This is a genomic window from Gaetbulibacter saemankumensis DSM 17032 (assembly GCF_000425645.1).
Lineage (GTDB): Bacteria > Bacteroidota > Bacteroidia > Flavobacteriales > Flavobacteriaceae > Gaetbulibacter > Gaetbulibacter saemankumensis.
On the sequence record NZ_KE384430.1, the window covers coordinates 385,526 to 400,489 of the forward strand.

Annotated in this window: 14 protein-coding genes; 3 read left to right on the plus strand and 11 right to left on the minus strand. The window is 35.4% G+C overall.

What is annotated here, in order from left to right:
• Position 1 precedes the first annotated feature (1 nt).
• On the plus strand, positions 2-580 hold the full coding sequence (gene nadD / locus H611_RS0108325; RefSeq protein WP_027137931.1) for a nicotinate (nicotinamide) nucleotide adenylyltransferase: 579 nt from the start codon (positions 2-4) through the stop codon (positions 578-580).
• A 75-nt stretch (positions 581-655) separates the two neighbouring features.
• Here the strand turns inward: nadD and H611_RS0108330 are convergent, their stop codons facing one another.
• The gene (locus H611_RS0108330) at positions 656-1,588 is read right to left on the minus strand and encodes a hypothetical protein (protein ID WP_027137932.1); all 933 of its coding nucleotides are present in this window, start codon (positions 1,586-1,588) and stop codon (positions 656-658) included.
• Positions 1,589-1,718: 130 nt separating this feature from the next.
• Here H611_RS0108330 and H611_RS0108340 point away from each other — a divergent pair, with 130 nt between their 5' ends.
• Positions 1,719-2,720 (plus strand): NAD(P)H-dependent glycerol-3-phosphate dehydrogenase, encoded by a 1,002-nt coding sequence (locus tag H611_RS0108340; protein ID WP_027137933.1) that lies wholly within the window; start codon positions 1,719-1,721, stop codon positions 2,718-2,720.
• Here H611_RS0108340 and H611_RS0108345 read toward each other — a convergent pair whose 3' ends face one another.
• From H611_RS0108345 to H611_RS0108380, 7 genes are all read right to left on the minus strand, one after another.
• Positions 2,721-3,116: a hypothetical protein gene (locus H611_RS0108345; protein WP_027137934.1), complete on the minus strand. Its 396-nt coding sequence runs from the start codon at positions 3,114-3,116 to the stop codon at positions 2,721-2,723.
• Positions 3,117-3,278: 162 nt separating this feature from the next.
• The gene (locus H611_RS0108350) at positions 3,279-4,694 is read right to left on the minus strand and encodes an efflux transporter outer membrane subunit (RefSeq protein WP_027137935.1); all 1,416 of its coding nucleotides are present in this window, start codon (positions 4,692-4,694) and stop codon (positions 3,279-3,281) included.
• Positions 4,695-4,696: 2 nt separating this feature from the next.
• Positions 4,697-7,831 carry an efflux RND transporter permease subunit gene (locus H611_RS0108355; protein ID WP_027137936.1) on the minus strand — a complete coding sequence of 1,045 codons (3,135 nt, stop codon included), beginning with the start codon at positions 7,829-7,831 and terminating at the stop codon, positions 4,697-4,699.
• A gap of 21 nt (positions 7,832-7,852) precedes the next feature.
• Positions 7,853-8,980: an efflux RND transporter periplasmic adaptor subunit gene (locus tag H611_RS0108360; RefSeq protein ID WP_035483686.1), complete on the minus strand. Its 1,128-nt coding sequence runs from the start codon at positions 8,978-8,980 to the stop codon at positions 7,853-7,855.
• Between the two features lie 7 nt (positions 8,981-8,987).
• Complete coding sequence (locus H611_RS0108365) at positions 8,988-9,479, minus strand: transcriptional regulator (RefSeq protein WP_316928846.1); 492 nt, start codon at positions 9,477-9,479, stop codon at positions 8,988-8,990.
• Positions 9,480-9,603: 124 nt separating this feature from the next.
• A complete protein-coding gene (gene pheS, locus H611_RS0108375) occupies positions 9,604-10,623 on the minus strand; it encodes a phenylalanine--tRNA ligase subunit alpha (protein WP_027137939.1) in 1,020 nt (339 codons plus the stop codon).
• A 181-nt stretch (positions 10,624-10,804) separates the two neighbouring features.
• Positions 10,805-11,161, minus strand: coding sequence for a hypothetical protein (locus H611_RS0108380; protein WP_027137940.1), 357 nt, complete (start codon positions 11,159-11,161; stop codon positions 10,805-10,807).
• A gap of 74 nt (positions 11,162-11,235) precedes the next feature.
• Here H611_RS0108380 and H611_RS14150 point away from each other — a divergent pair, with 74 nt between their 5' ends.
• Complete coding sequence (locus H611_RS14150) at positions 11,236-11,763, plus strand: CvpA family protein (RefSeq protein ID WP_035483688.1); 528 nt, start codon at positions 11,236-11,238, stop codon at positions 11,761-11,763.
• Here H611_RS14150 and H611_RS0108390 read toward each other — a convergent pair whose 3' ends face one another.
• The 3 genes from H611_RS0108390 to H611_RS0108400 are packed head-to-tail and all read right to left on the minus strand — an operon-like array spanning position 11,764 to position 14,956.
• Complete coding sequence (locus H611_RS0108390; RefSeq protein WP_027137941.1) at positions 11,764-12,390, minus strand: carbonic anhydrase; 627 nt, start codon at positions 12,388-12,390, stop codon at positions 11,764-11,766.
• Between the two features lie 39 nt (positions 12,391-12,429).
• Entirely contained in the window at positions 12,430-13,179 is a 750-nt protein-coding gene (locus H611_RS0108395) for an SH3 domain-containing protein (RefSeq protein ID WP_027137942.1), read from the minus strand.
• 1 nt (position 13,180) lies between these two features.
• On the minus strand, positions 13,181-14,956 hold the full coding sequence (locus tag H611_RS0108400; RefSeq protein ID WP_027137943.1) for a BatD family protein: 1,776 nt from the start codon (positions 14,954-14,956) through the stop codon (positions 13,181-13,183).
• Positions 14,957-14,964: the final 8 nt, after the last annotated feature.

Sequence of the window (14,964 nt, forward strand, 5' to 3'; positions counted from 1 at the left end):
CATGAAAGTAGGATTGTATTTTGGTTCTTTTAACCCTATTCATATAGGCCATTTGGTTATTGCCAACCACTTTGCAGAATACAGTGATTTAGATCAGGTTTGGTTTGTAGTAACACCTCTTAACCCTTTTAAGAAAAAGGAAAGTCTGCTTGATAATTATCAGCGGTTAGAAATGGTGTATCGTGCCACCGAGGAATACGATAAATTAAAGCCTTGCGATATTGAGTTTTCATTACCGCAACCTAATTATACCATAAATACCTTAGTGCATCTTCAGGAGAAATTTCCTAAAATTGAATTTGCTTTAATCATGGGTGAAGACAACCTGAAAAGCTTTCATAAGTGGAAAAATTTCGAGGTTATTTTAGAAAATTACACCCTTTATATTTACCCTAGAATTTCTGAAAATAAAATAAGTACCCGTTTCGATAATCACGAGAAAATTAAACACGTAGATGCACCAATCATGCAATTATCTTCAACGTTTATTAGAAAAGCATTTAAAGCGGGAAAAAATATAAAACCCATGTTACCTGATAGCGTTTGGAAATATGCAGACGAAATGAATTTTTATAGGTAAAATAAGAAACCGCCCAAAGAAGTTTTCTTTAAAGCGGTTTCTAAACTAAATAACCAACCAAAACTATATGTATTATTAAACCCGAGTATTATCTCGTGGGTTTGCTACTTTATCTTTTCTATGCTTACGCATTTTATTTGATGGAGGCGTAACACTTCCTTTTCCTCCCAATTGTTTTAAATACTGAATATAACTTCTACCTGTAAATTCATAAACCGTTTCAGAACTTGGATGAAACAACTCTATCGTTCTGTCATTAATAACGCTCAATTCGAAATATTCATTGTTGAAGAAATCATAATCTAATGTTAAAATTTTCAAATACATATCATTAGCTACATTTCCAACCCCATAAACACCTTCATAATCCCAAATCAAATCAGCCAAACTAGTACCATTGGGATCTTGAGAACTAAAGAATGTAGAATCATTGCCTCCAGCTAAAAACTGTAAATAATTTTCACTATCAAATTCGTTAATGACGCCAAAAGTACTTGTATAGGTCTTCTCCCAAGCCACATATTCCTGTAAGAAATAATGAATGTTGTCGTAATACACAAAATCATAATCGAATGTGGTACGTTGATACCCATCAAGAAAATATGAGGTATCGTTATACGGATTGTACAATTCTATGGTATTATAATCTACCTGATATACGTCGAAGGTTTCAATGCCATCAATGACATGATTTACATCTAAAATCATCTCGTAAGCATCAAAATTTCCAATTTTCACACCAAAACCATTTCCTGTATCACCCAAACCTACAATATTATTATTGGCATAAACGGCATTACCCAGAAAAGAAATGGTAAAAGCTTTCTGCAAAAATGGTGTTTCACCATAACCCACGGTACTATTTATATCGACATACCACAATTCATAAGAATCTAATATATCATATAAGGTTACTGGAGGCACTTCTTCAACTACAACTTCATTATAGCAAGATGTTAAAAAGCTGCTCGATAGTATTAAAATTAAAAGTAATTTTACCCTTTTCATAGTCGCTCGTTTTTAGATTATACTTCTACGTTTTCAAAACCTGTGCCAAAAAATACTTTCTTAATATTCACAACACCTCCTATCATTAATATTTTATGTACTTTTGACCACAAATTAAGGATCATTAATTATGGATAAACCTTTGAAGTATGCCGTTTTCGGTGCTGGAAGTTGGGCAACTGCAATTGTAAAAATGCTTAGTGAAAATTTAAATGAAATTGGCTGGTATATGCGCAGTGTATATACTAAAGAACATTTATTAAAAGAGCAGCATAACCCCAATTACTTAAGTTCGGTAGAATTTCATATGGAACAACTAAAACTAAGTAATGACATCAATGAAATGGCGGATTACGCCGACGTTTTAATTTTTGTAATTCCTTCTGCCTTTATACATGAAGAATTAACCAAGCTAAACATCGATATTTCAAATAAAGTTATTGTTTCTGCCGTTAAAGGTATTATTCCAGAATCTGGTTTATTAGTAGGGGAACATTTCCATGATTATTACAATATTCCTTTTGATAATATCGCCGTTATTGCCGGACCCTGTCATGCCGAAGAAGTCGCTCTGGAACGTTTATCATACCTTACTATTTCTTGTGCCGATCCTTATAAAGCACAAAGTATAGCAAACAATCTTTCCAGTGATTATATAAAAACTAAAATTAGTGATGATATTATTGGTGTTGAATATGCTGTAATGCTTAAAAACATTTATGCTATCGCTGCCGGAATAGCGCATGGATTGGGATATGGAGACAACTTCCAAAGTGTTTTAATGAGTAATTCTATACGTGAGATGAAACGCTTCATTAAAAAAATGCATAAAATGAAACGTAACATTAATAATTCGGCTTATTTGGGTGATTTATTAGTTACGGGATATTCGGTATTTTCACGTAACCGTATGTTTGGAAACATGATTGGTAAAGGTTACACCGTAAAATCGGCACAAATGGAAATGAGTATGATTGCTGAAGGTTACTATGCAACAAAAAGCGCGCACCTACTTAATGAAAACAACAAAAAGAAAACACGATTACCAATAATTAATGCGGTTTACGAAGTGCTTTATGAAAATAAAGACCCTAAAAAAGTATTTAAAAAATTAACCGAGCAACTCGATTAATTATTTAACCAACACCCCTTTTACATCCATTAAAGGCACAGGTTGTAATGCTTTTAAATTGATGGTGTTTTTTCTAAACAAATAGGTCTTCTCGAACATTTGGTTGCCTTCGAAAAAAGTAATTTTAAACTGATTATTGAGGGCAAACAAGGCTTCTTGAAGTAATTCTATTTTAGCATAACTTTTGGCTGGTAATTTATCCAGTTTCTTTCTGAAAGTTGAAGAAATTTTTTCTTCATTATATCCATTAGTAACTATAAGTACAACATCTAAATCTACATCCTTATCGTTTATGATGTAGGCATTCCAGTCCTGAGTTTTATAAATCTCATTATACTCATTCACTACGGCCACATACACTCCTTCTACTTTTGGAATTTCAATATCTTTTTTCATCTTATATCTGTTACTGGTTTAACAAAGAGGAAACTCACATTTAAGCCGCTTTAAAGTTAAAACGCTGCAAATTTCACGCTGCAAAAATAATAAACCCTTTTAATAAATGAAGGACTTGTCTCCAAGTCCTTCATTTAAAATTTATACACTTTTATATTTGTATTATTTCCAGCCACCACCAAGTGCTTCATAAATATTTACGACACTTAATAGTTGTTGCAATTTATTATCTATTACATTCAGTTCGGCATTTAGTGCACTTTGTCTAGCGGTTAGCAAATCTAAATATGTAGCATAACCATTTTGTAGCAACTCTTCTGAATTAGTCTCGGCATGACGTAAAGCTTCAACCTCATTTTGTCGGTACTGAAACTTTTCGGTTTCCGCATTATAAGCATATAAAGCATTAGACACTTCGTTCCCTGCAACTAATAAGGTCTTCTTAAAATGAAGTAAAGCCTGCTCTTGCTGCGCTTCCGCCACTTCTTTCTGCGTTTTTATTTTACGCTGATTGAAAATTGGCTGTGTTAATCCTCCAACAATATTTGCGAATAAGGAGTTCGCGCTAAGCAATTGATCCAGTTGTAAACTCTGTAACCCTCCAGCTGCAGTAATAGTCAACGATGGATAAAAATTACTTCGAGCCACGTTAGTCATTTCAAAAGACTGTATCAATCCGAATTCAGCAGCCATAACATCAGGGCGATTACTTAATAATAATGCTGAAACCCCCAGATTAATTTCAGACTCTAGATGTTGATTATTAAGAGCACCCCTTTCTATAACAACCGAGGCTCTTCCTAATAGAAGATTCAAGGTGTTTTCGGTTGTAAAAACCGCGGCTTTTAAATCAACCTCAAGTGCTCTGGCATTGTTATACTGAGCAATATTTTGATCTACCGCTACTTGATTTACCTGACCTGCATCTTTAAGCGCCTTAATAGTTTCTACACTGCTTGCTCTGGTTTCAATTGTTCTTCGGGTTACAGCTAATTGTTCATCTAAAGCTAACAATTGATAGTAAACAGAAGCAATGCTAGCTACCAATTGAGTTTTTACTGCCTGATGAGCTGCTACACTTTGCAAATAACCCGCCTCACTCGCACGTTTATTACTGCGTATTTTTCCCCAAATATCGGCTTCCCATGATAAATTACCCGACAACTCGAACTGCTGTAGCGATCCATTAAAGAAAGATCCAAACTGACTATTCTTAGCTAATTCCTGATGAGTAGCAGTCGCTTTAGCTCCTAAACTAGGGAAGTATGCCGCTTTCCCTTGTTTATAATAAGCTTCGGCAACATCCATTTGTTCAATGGCCACTCGAATATCAATATTGTTTTCTAACCCTTGCTCGATATACTGTCTCAGATAGGGATCGGTAAACATATCCTTCCATGATACATCAGCCATAGACAAACTATCGGTTGAAAGGGCATCCGTTCTATATAAATTTTCAGTTTCTTCGAACTCGGGTCTCTTATAATCTTTAGCCACGAAACACCCCTGCAGGCTTGTAACAATTACAGTTAAAACCAACGCATTTTGTATTAGCGAATTTTTTATGTGCAATTTCATAATTAATCTACTTTAGTTTCTTCAACAATGGGCTTACTAGTTACTTTTTCCTGTAACCACTGGAATACAATGAATAGCACTGGAATAATGAATATTCCTAAAATTGTTCCAATTAACATCCCCCCAGCAGCACCGGTACCAATAGAATTATTTCCTTCAGCCCCTACACCTTTTGCTAACACCAATGGCATTAATCCCAAAATGAAGGCGAACGAAGTCATTAAAATAGGTCTTAAACGTGCTTTAGCTCCATGAATAGCCGCATCAACTAAACTTTCACCTTTTCGTCTTCGCTGTAATGCAAACTCTACAATTAAGATGGCATTTTTCGCCAATAATCCAATAAGCATAACTAAGGCTATCTGGAAATAAATATTATTTTCCAGACCCATCATTTTTGTTGAAAAGAAGGCTCCAAAAATACCTAGTGGTAAAGAAAATATTACTGAAAGTGGCAGCAAATAACTTTCATATTGTGCCGATAATAAGAAATATACAAATATCACCACCAGTACAAAAATCATAACGGTTTGATTACCTGCATTAACTTCTTCACGAGATAAACCTGAATATGCTACCTCGTAATTACTAGGCAGATTACTAATCTCTTCATTTACAATTTTAATGGCATCACCTGTACTAAATCCTGGATTCGCAGCACCATTAATTTTCGCTGAATTATATAAGTTGAAACGCGTTACCGATTGCGGACCATAAACACGCTTTAAACTCACAAACTGGGTAATAGGCGTCATCTCTCCGCTCCCTGTTTTAATATATAATTCGTTAAGAGCACTTTTATCGGACCGATCTTCCGGAAGCGCCTGAATATACACTCGATATTGCTTACCAAATCGAGCAAAATCTGCTGCATAAATTCCACCTATATACCCTTGTAATGTTGAAAAAATGCTACTTACAGATACTCCATATCTTTTCGCAAGTGGGACATCAATTTCCATTTCGTACTGCGGATACTTGGTGTTAAATGACGATTGCCCATATTGAATTTCTGGGTGCTTCATTAAGTTACCAATAAACTCTTTGGTTGTTTTATCTAATTCATCAAAACTTCCACCAGATTTATCTAATAAATTTACTTCGAATCCACCCGATAACCCAAAGCCTGGAATACTTGGTGGTGCAAAGAAAATGATATTAGCTTCTGGAATGGTTGCCGCAATGCCAAATAATTTACCGATAATGGCATTTGCCGATTCTCCTTCGTCACCACGCTCTTCCCAGTCTTTCAATTTAACAAATCCTAACCCATAATTAGTCCCAGCACCACTTATTAAACTTCGTCCATTAATAACCGTTACGCCTCTCACTCCAGGAAGCTGGCTTGCTTGTTTATACAACTCTTGAGTAACCATACTCGTGCGATCCATAGAAGATCCTGCCGGTAATTCTATGTTCATAAATATAATACCTCTATCTTCTGAAGGTACAAATCCTGTAGGAGTTGTATTTGCAGTCCACCAGATACCTACACCCGATAAAACCAACATAAATATGGTAATCCATTTATTGCGAGATAAAAACTTTAAGGATCTTCCGTAGCGTTCGGTTGCAGCATTAAATCCTGCATTAAAAGCATCATAAAAACGCTGAATAAAACTTTTGTTTATATGCTCTTCACTATGCGGCTTTAAGAATAAGGCACACAAAGCCGGACTTAAGGTTAGAGCATTTACCGCCGATATAAGAATAGCTACAATTAAGGTTACCCCAAACTGTTCGTAAAACACACCTGTAGGCCCTTGAATAAAAGTTACCGGAATAAAAACGGCAGCCATAACCAGGGTAATAGATATAATTGCCCCAGAAATTTCATGCATAGCATTTAAAGTCGCTGTTTTAGCATTCTTTTCGCCTTCATCAATTTTGGCGTGCACAGCTTCTACTACTACAATGGCATCATCTACTACAATACCAATAGCTAATACTAATGCAAATAAGGTTAATAAGTTAACCGAATACCCAAATAAATTCAGAAAAAAGAATGTCCCTATAATAGCTACGGGTACTGCTATTGCCGGAATTAATGTAGAGCGAAAATCCTGAAGAAAGATAAAAACCACTAAGAATACCAATAAGAAAGCCTCAATAAGGGTATTCCTAACCTTATTCATCGATGCGGTTAAGAAATCATTAGTATCATAATTAATCACATACTTGACGCCATCAGGAAAATCGGCTGACAAACGAATTAACTCCGATTTAATTTCCTTGATAATTTCCTGAGCATTCGATCCTGCCGTCTGGTATATCCCCATATTTACACTTGGGTAACCCTCGGTAAACCCAAAAGATTCATAACCCTGTGCATCCATTTGAACCGTAGCTACGTCTTTCAGTCTTAAATATTCACCATTATCTAAAGCTTTAATAACGATATCTTCATACTGTTCTTCCGTTTTAAATCGTCCACTATATTTAATATTATAAGTAAATGCCTGACCATCATTCTGACCTAAAGCGCCTGCCGAAGCTTCTAAACTTTGCTCTTTTAATGCCGCCATAACTTCTGCCGGAATTAAATTATAAGCCGCTAATCTCTCGGGTTTTAACCAGATTCTCATGGCATAATCCTGGTTAGAAAATACATTCACATTTCCTACCCCATTAACACGCTGTATAGCTGGAATTACATTAATTTTTAAATAATTCTGAACGTATGTAGCATTATAGTCTTCATTTTCAGAATACACAGAAAAAAACATCAATGCCGATGTCTGCTGCTTTTGAGTTAGCACCCCTGTCTGTTTTACCTCTTGTGGCAATAGCGGATTAGCCCGAGCCACACGGTTCTGTACATTAACGGCGGCAATATCAGGATCTATATTCTGATTAAAAAATACGGTAATATTCGCGGTACCATTATTATCTGCCGAAGAAGTCATATAGGTCATCCCCTCAACCCCGTTAATCTGTTCTTCTATTGGAATGATAACACTCTCTAAAATAGTTTCTGCGTTCGCTCCCGGGTAAGTCGCAGTTACCTGAATGGTTGGTGGTGCAATATCAGGATACTGTTCGACCGGTAATGCGGCATAACCCAAAACCCCCAAAATAACAATGATAATGGAAATTACGGTTGATAAAACCGGTCTTTCTATAAATGTTTTTAACATGATTATCTTTCTTTCTAAATATTACTGGAATAATGGTTTTATTGGCTCTACTACACTATCGAAAGCCACCTCGTTAGGAATAATTGGCATCTTATTTCTTAATTTACCAATACCACTTACCACAATTTTATCACCCGCACTAATACCTGATTCAACAATATAAAGTGTGTTAGTTCTATCTTTTACAGTAATTAACTTCGAGGATACGGTATTGTCGGAATTCAGCATATAAACAAATGTTTGCCCCTGTTGTTCGTATGTAGCCGATTGTGGCACGACATATACTTTATGGTAAGTCGTTGGAATTTCAATACTACCACTACTACCATTGGCCAATATTAAATTAGGATTTTCGAACATCGCTCTAAAACTTACCGCTCCTGTAGTTTGATCTACTTGACCGGTTACTGTCTGAATCGCTCCTTTAAGATTGTACATTTGTCCGTTAGCTAATTGCAAACTCACTTTTGGAAAGTTTAAAATTTTATCATGACGGGTTTCGCCTTCCGTGTTTAAAAGAAAATCTAAATACGCTGTCTCATTCATAGAAAAGAATGCATAAACTTGATTCATGCTTGCTACAGTCGTTAAAGGCTTCACACTACTTGCACTGACTAAAGCTCCTTCGCGATAAGAAATGGCTCCTACATAGCCATTTACCGGGCTGGTTACCGTTGCATAACCGATATTAGCTACAATACTTTTATAATTACTTTTTGCCTGAGCCAGCTTCGCTTTTGCCGTTTCCAACTGCACTGGGCTGATAATATTTTTTTCTACTAAGGGAATTAATTTATCTACCTCAACTTTAGCCGCATTCATATTAGCTTTTGCAGCCTCAGCATCCTGACTTAAGGACTGGGTTTCTAATTTAAATAATGCCTGTCCTTTAGTTACCTTCTCACCTTCATCAACTAATACTTTTTGAATATATCCAGAAACTTTAGCTCGCACCTCACTGCTTATAGTCCCCTCTATAGTTGTTGGATATTTAACATAGGTAATAACATCTTTTTGAGGAACCGCAGCTACTTGAACGGGTAATGCCTGAGATTCTCTTTGGGATCCCTGATTATTACCTTTTCCACAGGCAACGAAAAACATCATGAACAATGCCGTGGACAATATAAAATAGTTATTCTTTATCATTTTCAATTTATTGTTTTTTTAAGTGGTTATTTATTATTTTATCTCTGAGCACAGCGACAGAATTTATAACATCCTTTAAATAAACCATAAAGATGTCATGAAAAGCCATATCAAATTGCTCTTCTATTGGTAAATGTTTGTTTGCTTTTTCTTTGTAAGCTTTTATCTCCTTATGCAAATCCAGTTCTTCATGCCACATACCAACCATTTTATCAATATTTTGAACCACAGATTCTCTATTGATTAGATAATATTTTTTTCGATCACCTGATTTTGTGAAATAGTTTAACCTCTTTAGGTCGGCTAAATAATTTAAATGTGTTGAAATCGTACTTTTACTGGCACATAAATTGGTTACCAAATCTTCAAAAGTTGTTCCGGCGTTTCCTTTTAAAATGATATATGCCATAATTCGGGCCGCTACAGGAGCCAGTTGTTCTTTATTTTCCAGAAACACCCCTAATTTTTCTACCAGTGCTTCTCGTTCTTTACATACCATTCTTTCCAAAATTTTGTGTAAAAATAAAAATAGTTCGGATAAAACCGAACTAAACGAAGTTAAGTTTTTTGAACAAAAAAAAGCCGATGATAATCATCGGCTTAAAAATTATATTTTAACTGAATTAGAATGCAGATTTAAACTGCTCTAAAAACCTTACATCGTTTTCACTTAGAAGTCTAATATCATTAATTTGATGCAATAACATGGCAATTCGGTCAATGCCAACACCAAAGGCAAAACCTGTATATTCTTTAGAATCTATTTTACAATTCTCAAGAACATTAGGATCGACCATACCACAACCTCCAATTTCTAACCAACCGGTACCTTTTGTTATTCGGTAATCAGATTCGGTTTCCAAACCCCAGTACACATCAATCTCAGCACTTGGCTCCGTAAAAGGAAAGTACGACGGACGTAATCTAATTTTAGACTTACCAAATAATTGTGTTGTAAAATATTGTAAGGTTTGTTTTAAATCGGCAAAACTTACATCCTTATCTATATATAAACCTTCTACCTGATGAAAAAAGCAGTGCGAACGTGCAGAAATAGCTTCATTTCTATAAACACGACCCGGTGAAATGGTTCTAATAGGAGGTTGATTATTTTCCATATAACGCACTTGTACCGAACTGGTATGCGTACGCAATAGCACATCTGGATTTGTTTGAATAAAGAAGGTATCCTGCATATCACGTGCCGGATGATACTCTGGTAAGTTTAATGCAGTAAAATTATGCCAATCGTCTTCAATTTCCGGTCCTTCACTCACGTTAAAACCAATGTTTGAAAAAATATCTATAATTTGATTTTTAACAATAGATATAGGATGACGGGCTCCAAGGTTTACAGGCTCACCAGGACGTGATAAATCACCATAAACACCTTTTACTTCTTCCTTACTTTCAAGTTCTTCTTTTAAGGTATTAACTTTAGCCTCAGCCGTTTTTTTTAAGGTATTAATAGCTTGACCAAATTCCTTTTTTTGGTCGTTTGCTACATTCTTAAATTCAGCAAAAAACTCATTAAGCAATCCTTTTTTACCTAAATATTTTATTCTAAATGCCTCAACCTCTTCTTTAGATTGTGCTTTAAATGATTCCGCTTCGGCTACAAGCTCTTTTATCTTATCTATCATAACATCCTTAAAATGATGGCAAATTTACTATTTTTTGTTGAAATGACTTAGGCTTACCACGAGTTTATAATGAAAACCAGGTCTTAGGTATATGCGTTAGCGATTGTAATGAAAATCCTTTTTGTTTTCTAACAAAAAGATTGAAATGTAAAGCGCGACCCGCAGGGGAACGCCCAAAAACCTATTCGATATACTCGCTTTCCAAAAAGTAGTTTACTATGGCCTCTTTCATTAAAATGGCCTGCTCACCAGCTTTTAAATGAGGCAGGCTATCCTTTACTTTATAATGGGGCCATTTATCGTCATCGAAATAGTCGAATTCGTAATACCCATAGGGTTCAAGTAATCGACAAATGGCAATATGCATGAGATCCAATTTATGATCCTTTTTAAAGCGTAAATGTGGCTGACCAAGTTCCTGAACACCTATTAAATAAATGATGGCATCCAAATCCAAGCGGTCTCCATCGGCAAACTGATTGGATAATTTATCTACAACCAGTTCCCATCGTTGCTTTAATTCTTCGTCTCTTGCCATAATTGTTTACTGAATAAATACTTTAATATTACAAGTCGCAAAGTTAACTTATATTTGACAAAATTCGATGACCCATGAGTGTTTTAGATATTGTTTTATTAGCCTTACTATTATTTGGTTTAATACGCGGTTTTTTAAAAGGTTTATTTGTTGAAGTTGCCTCGTTGCTAGCTTTAATTGCAGGCGTTTACGGAGCTATACACTTTAGTGATTTTGCTGGAAACTATTTATACGAATTGACAGATTGGGACGAAAAAACCATTAATATTGTGGCTTTCGCTATAACTTTTATCATCATTGTACTTACTATTTCACTAGCAGGTAAAGCACTTACCAAATTAGCCGATTTTGCAGCTCTAGGTATTTTAAACAAACTTTTGGGTAGCGTATTCGGTGCTTTAAAAATTGGCTTAATTCTTAGCGTGTTACTTATTGTATTTGACACAATGAATAAAAGCTTGCCTTTTGCCGATGAAGATACTTTAAATGATTCCGAGCTTTACGCTCCAATCAAAGCTTTAGCGCCGACATTATTCCCTAGCATATTAAACAAAAAATCTATTGGTGAGGAAGAAAACGACCCACGAAATACAATTATCTAATTAATCTAAATGATAGATTTCCCTGATACTTTTTAGGATATTTTCAAAATCGATTTTTAAATCGATAAGCTTTCCCGTATGCACATCGAATACCCAACCATGCACTTTTAAACCTCTCTGACGTGAAGCTTTTTGTACCGCAGCCGTTTTAATAAGATTGACACATTGCTCTTGCACATTAAGTTCGACTAAGCGATTGTATTTCACATCTTCATCCTGAATAGCATTGAGTTCTTTTTTATGAATGCGGTAAACATCACGTATATTTCGTAACCAGGGATTGAGAATCCCTAAATCTGCAGATTGCATAGCTGCTTTAACACCTCCGCAAGCGTAATGCCCACACACAACAATATGATTTACTTTTAAATGAACCACGGCATATTCCACTACCGACATCACATTTAAATCGGTACCTGTAACCATATTGGCGATATTACGATGTACAAACACCTCACCAGGCCCAAGTCCCATTAACTCTTCGGACGTAACCCGACTATCTGAACAACCAATAAATAATAATTCCGGATTTTGACCTTTACCCAATTTTTCGAAATATTCAGAATCTTGAGATAGCCTATCTTTAATCCATTGTTCATTATTATCGAATACTTTATCCAGATTCATATTACAAAATTTAGCAGGATAAAGATAAACTAAAAATCCTTAGAGTGACTTGATATCTTGTTTAGAAACCCAGCCCGTTTTACCATCGGCTAGTTTTATTTTTTGCCAGTCGGCAACCGTATCTATTACCTGTACTTTAGTACCTTCATGAAGTCTAAAAGCCTCCTCACTACGATTGTTAGGTTCACTTTTCACTTTACTCTCCTGAACAAAAATAATAGCAGGTTTATCATGCTTATCTAAGTTATATTTATGAAAAGCAAAGGCTAAAGACACACAAACCGAGGCTAAAGCTATTAAACTACCAACAAATGCCAGTCGCTTTCTCAACGAAGTATAAGCGAAATAGTAGGTTAAAAATAAAATTACGAACACAAATACGAGTACTACGGCCACTTTAGCCCAAGCATCGAAAGAAAAGCTATGGGTTATATTCTTTATTAATTTTGGCAAACCCGCTTCAGGAAGTACATCAATAGCATCTATAGTCATATTTCTGGCAAATGCCAGATTATTTTTTATCTCATCATCGTTAGGCTCTAACTGCAAACCCTTTTCATAATAATAAATACTAGGCGCTACATTATTTAGTTTATAATGCGCATTACCAAGATTAAAATATAATGCTGCCGATTCATTTTTAGTCGCTAAAATAGCTTCATATTTATCTATAGCTTCAGCATACTTACCTTCATTATATAAGGTATTGGCTGCTTTAAACAGCTCTTGATTCTGTCCAAAAACTCCAAAACCGAACAAAAACGATAATATGTATAATAACTTTTTCATCTTAACGTGCTTGTTTATCAATTAATGAAATAGTTTTAGCGGCCTTATCATAATCTTCTTGCATGGTCACATTATCGATAGGGCTATAACGTGCCAATTCACAACTTTCAAGAATACCTAAAAAGTCTTTTATAACAGACGCTTCCACGTCCTTTTCAGAAAGCAAATCACTGATACGTTCCTTACTAAACTCACTTGTTTCAATAAATAATTTTGCTTTTAAATAATTATGCAAGGCTTTTTCTAAGGCTATATAAAAAGCCTCTTTAGAACCTAAAGATTTCTTCGCATGACTTAAGTATTTTTTAGCAAGCTTATCGGCTTTTCTAATTTTATTACCATAAACATCTGCATCGCGAACTGCCTTTTTCTTACGAATAACTATTGCCAGAGGAATAGCCAAAAACGGTAATAACAATAAACTCCAGAACATTTTTGTTTTAAAAAACACAGAGGTGTTCATGCTACTAAACGTGGCATCAGTTTTTATATAAGCAAACTGCTCATTATTTAAAACAACAGGTTGTTTCCCAATGGTTGAATTACTAGTGCCAGAGGTCGTTTCAGCAGTATTTGTTGGACCATCCAATACATCTACAATAATTTCTTCTGAAGACAAACGTTTATAGCTTTCAGTCTTCAAATCGAAATATGAAAACGAAATACTCGGTATAGGGTACTTGCCTTTATATTGAGGAACGATGGTATAACTATCGGAAATACTACCCTGCATTCCGGAAAGATTTGTTGTAACATCTTCCTTATGTTCTGGCTCGTAAACCTCTAAAGAACTCGGCAAAGACACCTTAGGAAGCTTGAATAATTTTAAATTTCCATTTCCTCTTACTTTCACTTGTAACTGAAGAGATTCCGAGGCGCTCAATTCCTTTTTACTCGCATTCACATCAAAATTGAAATTTCCAACAGCTCCTGTAAAATCTGAAGGTTTCCCCGCTTCAGGTAATGGTTTTACATTAATAGTTTTATTTCCTGCTGAAACCGTTTTATTAACACGTGTCATTAGCATACCTCCAAAAATATCACGCCTGTTTGTTGGCACACGCAAAGCAATATCCAGGGTTAAAGGCTCAATATTTAATTTCCCGGTTTTCTGCGGATACAATACAGTTTTTCGTAGTACTAGGAATCGATATTCCTTCCCATTGTACATGCCATTCTCAACCTTTTGATTTTGAGTATTGATATTCTGACTCCAAAAATCGTTAAATCTCGGACTATCCAGTTCATTCCAATTATCGACTGCTACGGTTGGCGAGACGTATAACTTATAAACTACAGTAATCGCTTCGTTTAAATAAGGATTTGATTTTGAAACTTCAGCTACCAGATGTACATTCTCGGAGGCAATATAATCGGGATTGTGTGGATCCTTTGGAATATCGACTGCTGCCGTAACTTCAACCTTAACAGGCAAAGTTTTATAAACTTCACCATCAATAGTAATGGTTGCCTGCTGAATAGTAAAATTACCGCGTTGCTTAGGAGCTAAAAAGTAACTGTAGGTCTTTTTATAAGAACGCACTCCGTTAACCCAGGAATTACTTACCGACTGATTAGGCCCTCCTACAACCGTAAAATTGGAAAAATCTGGCGGGTTAAAATTATCGCCATCCTCATTCATTTCAAAATCGATACGTAAGCGTTCGTTAACGCCTAATCGTTCTTTGCTTACTTTCGCCTCAAATTTCACTTGTGCTACAACCATACTGGTTGTCAATACAATGAGAAATAATATCGTGTGTTTTATAAATTTCATGATTAATT

Excerpts from the sequence above, each read along its gene's own strand:
- H611_RS0108395 (WP_027137942.1), bottom strand. The coding sequence starts at position 13,179 with ATGAAAAAGTTATTATACATATTATCGTTTTTGTTCGGTTTTGGAGTT.
- H611_RS0108360 (WP_035483686.1), bottom strand. The coding sequence starts at position 8,980 with ATGATAAAGAATAACTATTTTATATTGTCCACGGCATTGTTCATGATG.
- H611_RS0108365 (WP_316928846.1), bottom strand. The coding sequence starts at position 9,479 with ATGGTATGTAAAGAACGAGAAGCACTGGTAGAAAAATTAGGGGTGTTT.
- H611_RS0108330 (WP_027137932.1), bottom strand. The coding sequence starts at position 1,588 with ATGAAAAGGGTAAAATTACTTTTAATTTTAATACTATCGAGCAGCTTT.
- H611_RS0108390 (WP_027137941.1), bottom strand. The coding sequence starts at position 12,390 with ATGAATCTGGATAAAGTATTCGATAATAATGAACAATGGATTAAAGAT.
- H611_RS0108350 (WP_027137935.1), bottom strand. The coding sequence starts at position 4,694 with ATGAAATTGCACATAAAAAATTCGCTAATACAAAATGCGTTGGTTTTA.
- H611_RS0108340 (WP_027137933.1), top strand. The coding sequence starts at position 1,719 with ATGGATAAACCTTTGAAGTATGCCGTTTTCGGTGCTGGAAGTTGGGCA.
- H611_RS0108380 (WP_027137940.1), bottom strand. The coding sequence starts at position 11,161 with ATGGCAAGAGACGAAGAATTAAAGCAACGATGGGAACTGGTTGTAGAT.
- pheS (WP_027137939.1), bottom strand. The coding sequence starts at position 10,623 with ATGATAGATAAGATAAAAGAGCTTGTAGCCGAAGCGGAATCATTTAAA.
- H611_RS14150 (WP_035483688.1), top strand. The coding sequence starts at position 11,236 with ATGAGTGTTTTAGATATTGTTTTATTAGCCTTACTATTATTTGGTTTA.
- H611_RS0108355 (WP_027137936.1), bottom strand. The coding sequence starts at position 7,831 with ATGTTAAAAACATTTATAGAAAGACCGGTTTTATCAACCGTAATTTCC.
- H611_RS0108345 (WP_027137934.1), bottom strand. The coding sequence starts at position 3,116 with ATGAAAAAAGATATTGAAATTCCAAAAGTAGAAGGAGTGTATGTGGCC.
- nadD (WP_027137931.1), top strand. The coding sequence starts at position 2 with ATGAAAGTAGGATTGTATTTTGGTTCTTTTAACCCTATTCATATAGGC.
- H611_RS0108400 (WP_027137943.1), bottom strand. The coding sequence starts at position 14,956 with ATGAAATTTATAAAACACACGATATTATTTCTCATTGTATTGACAACC.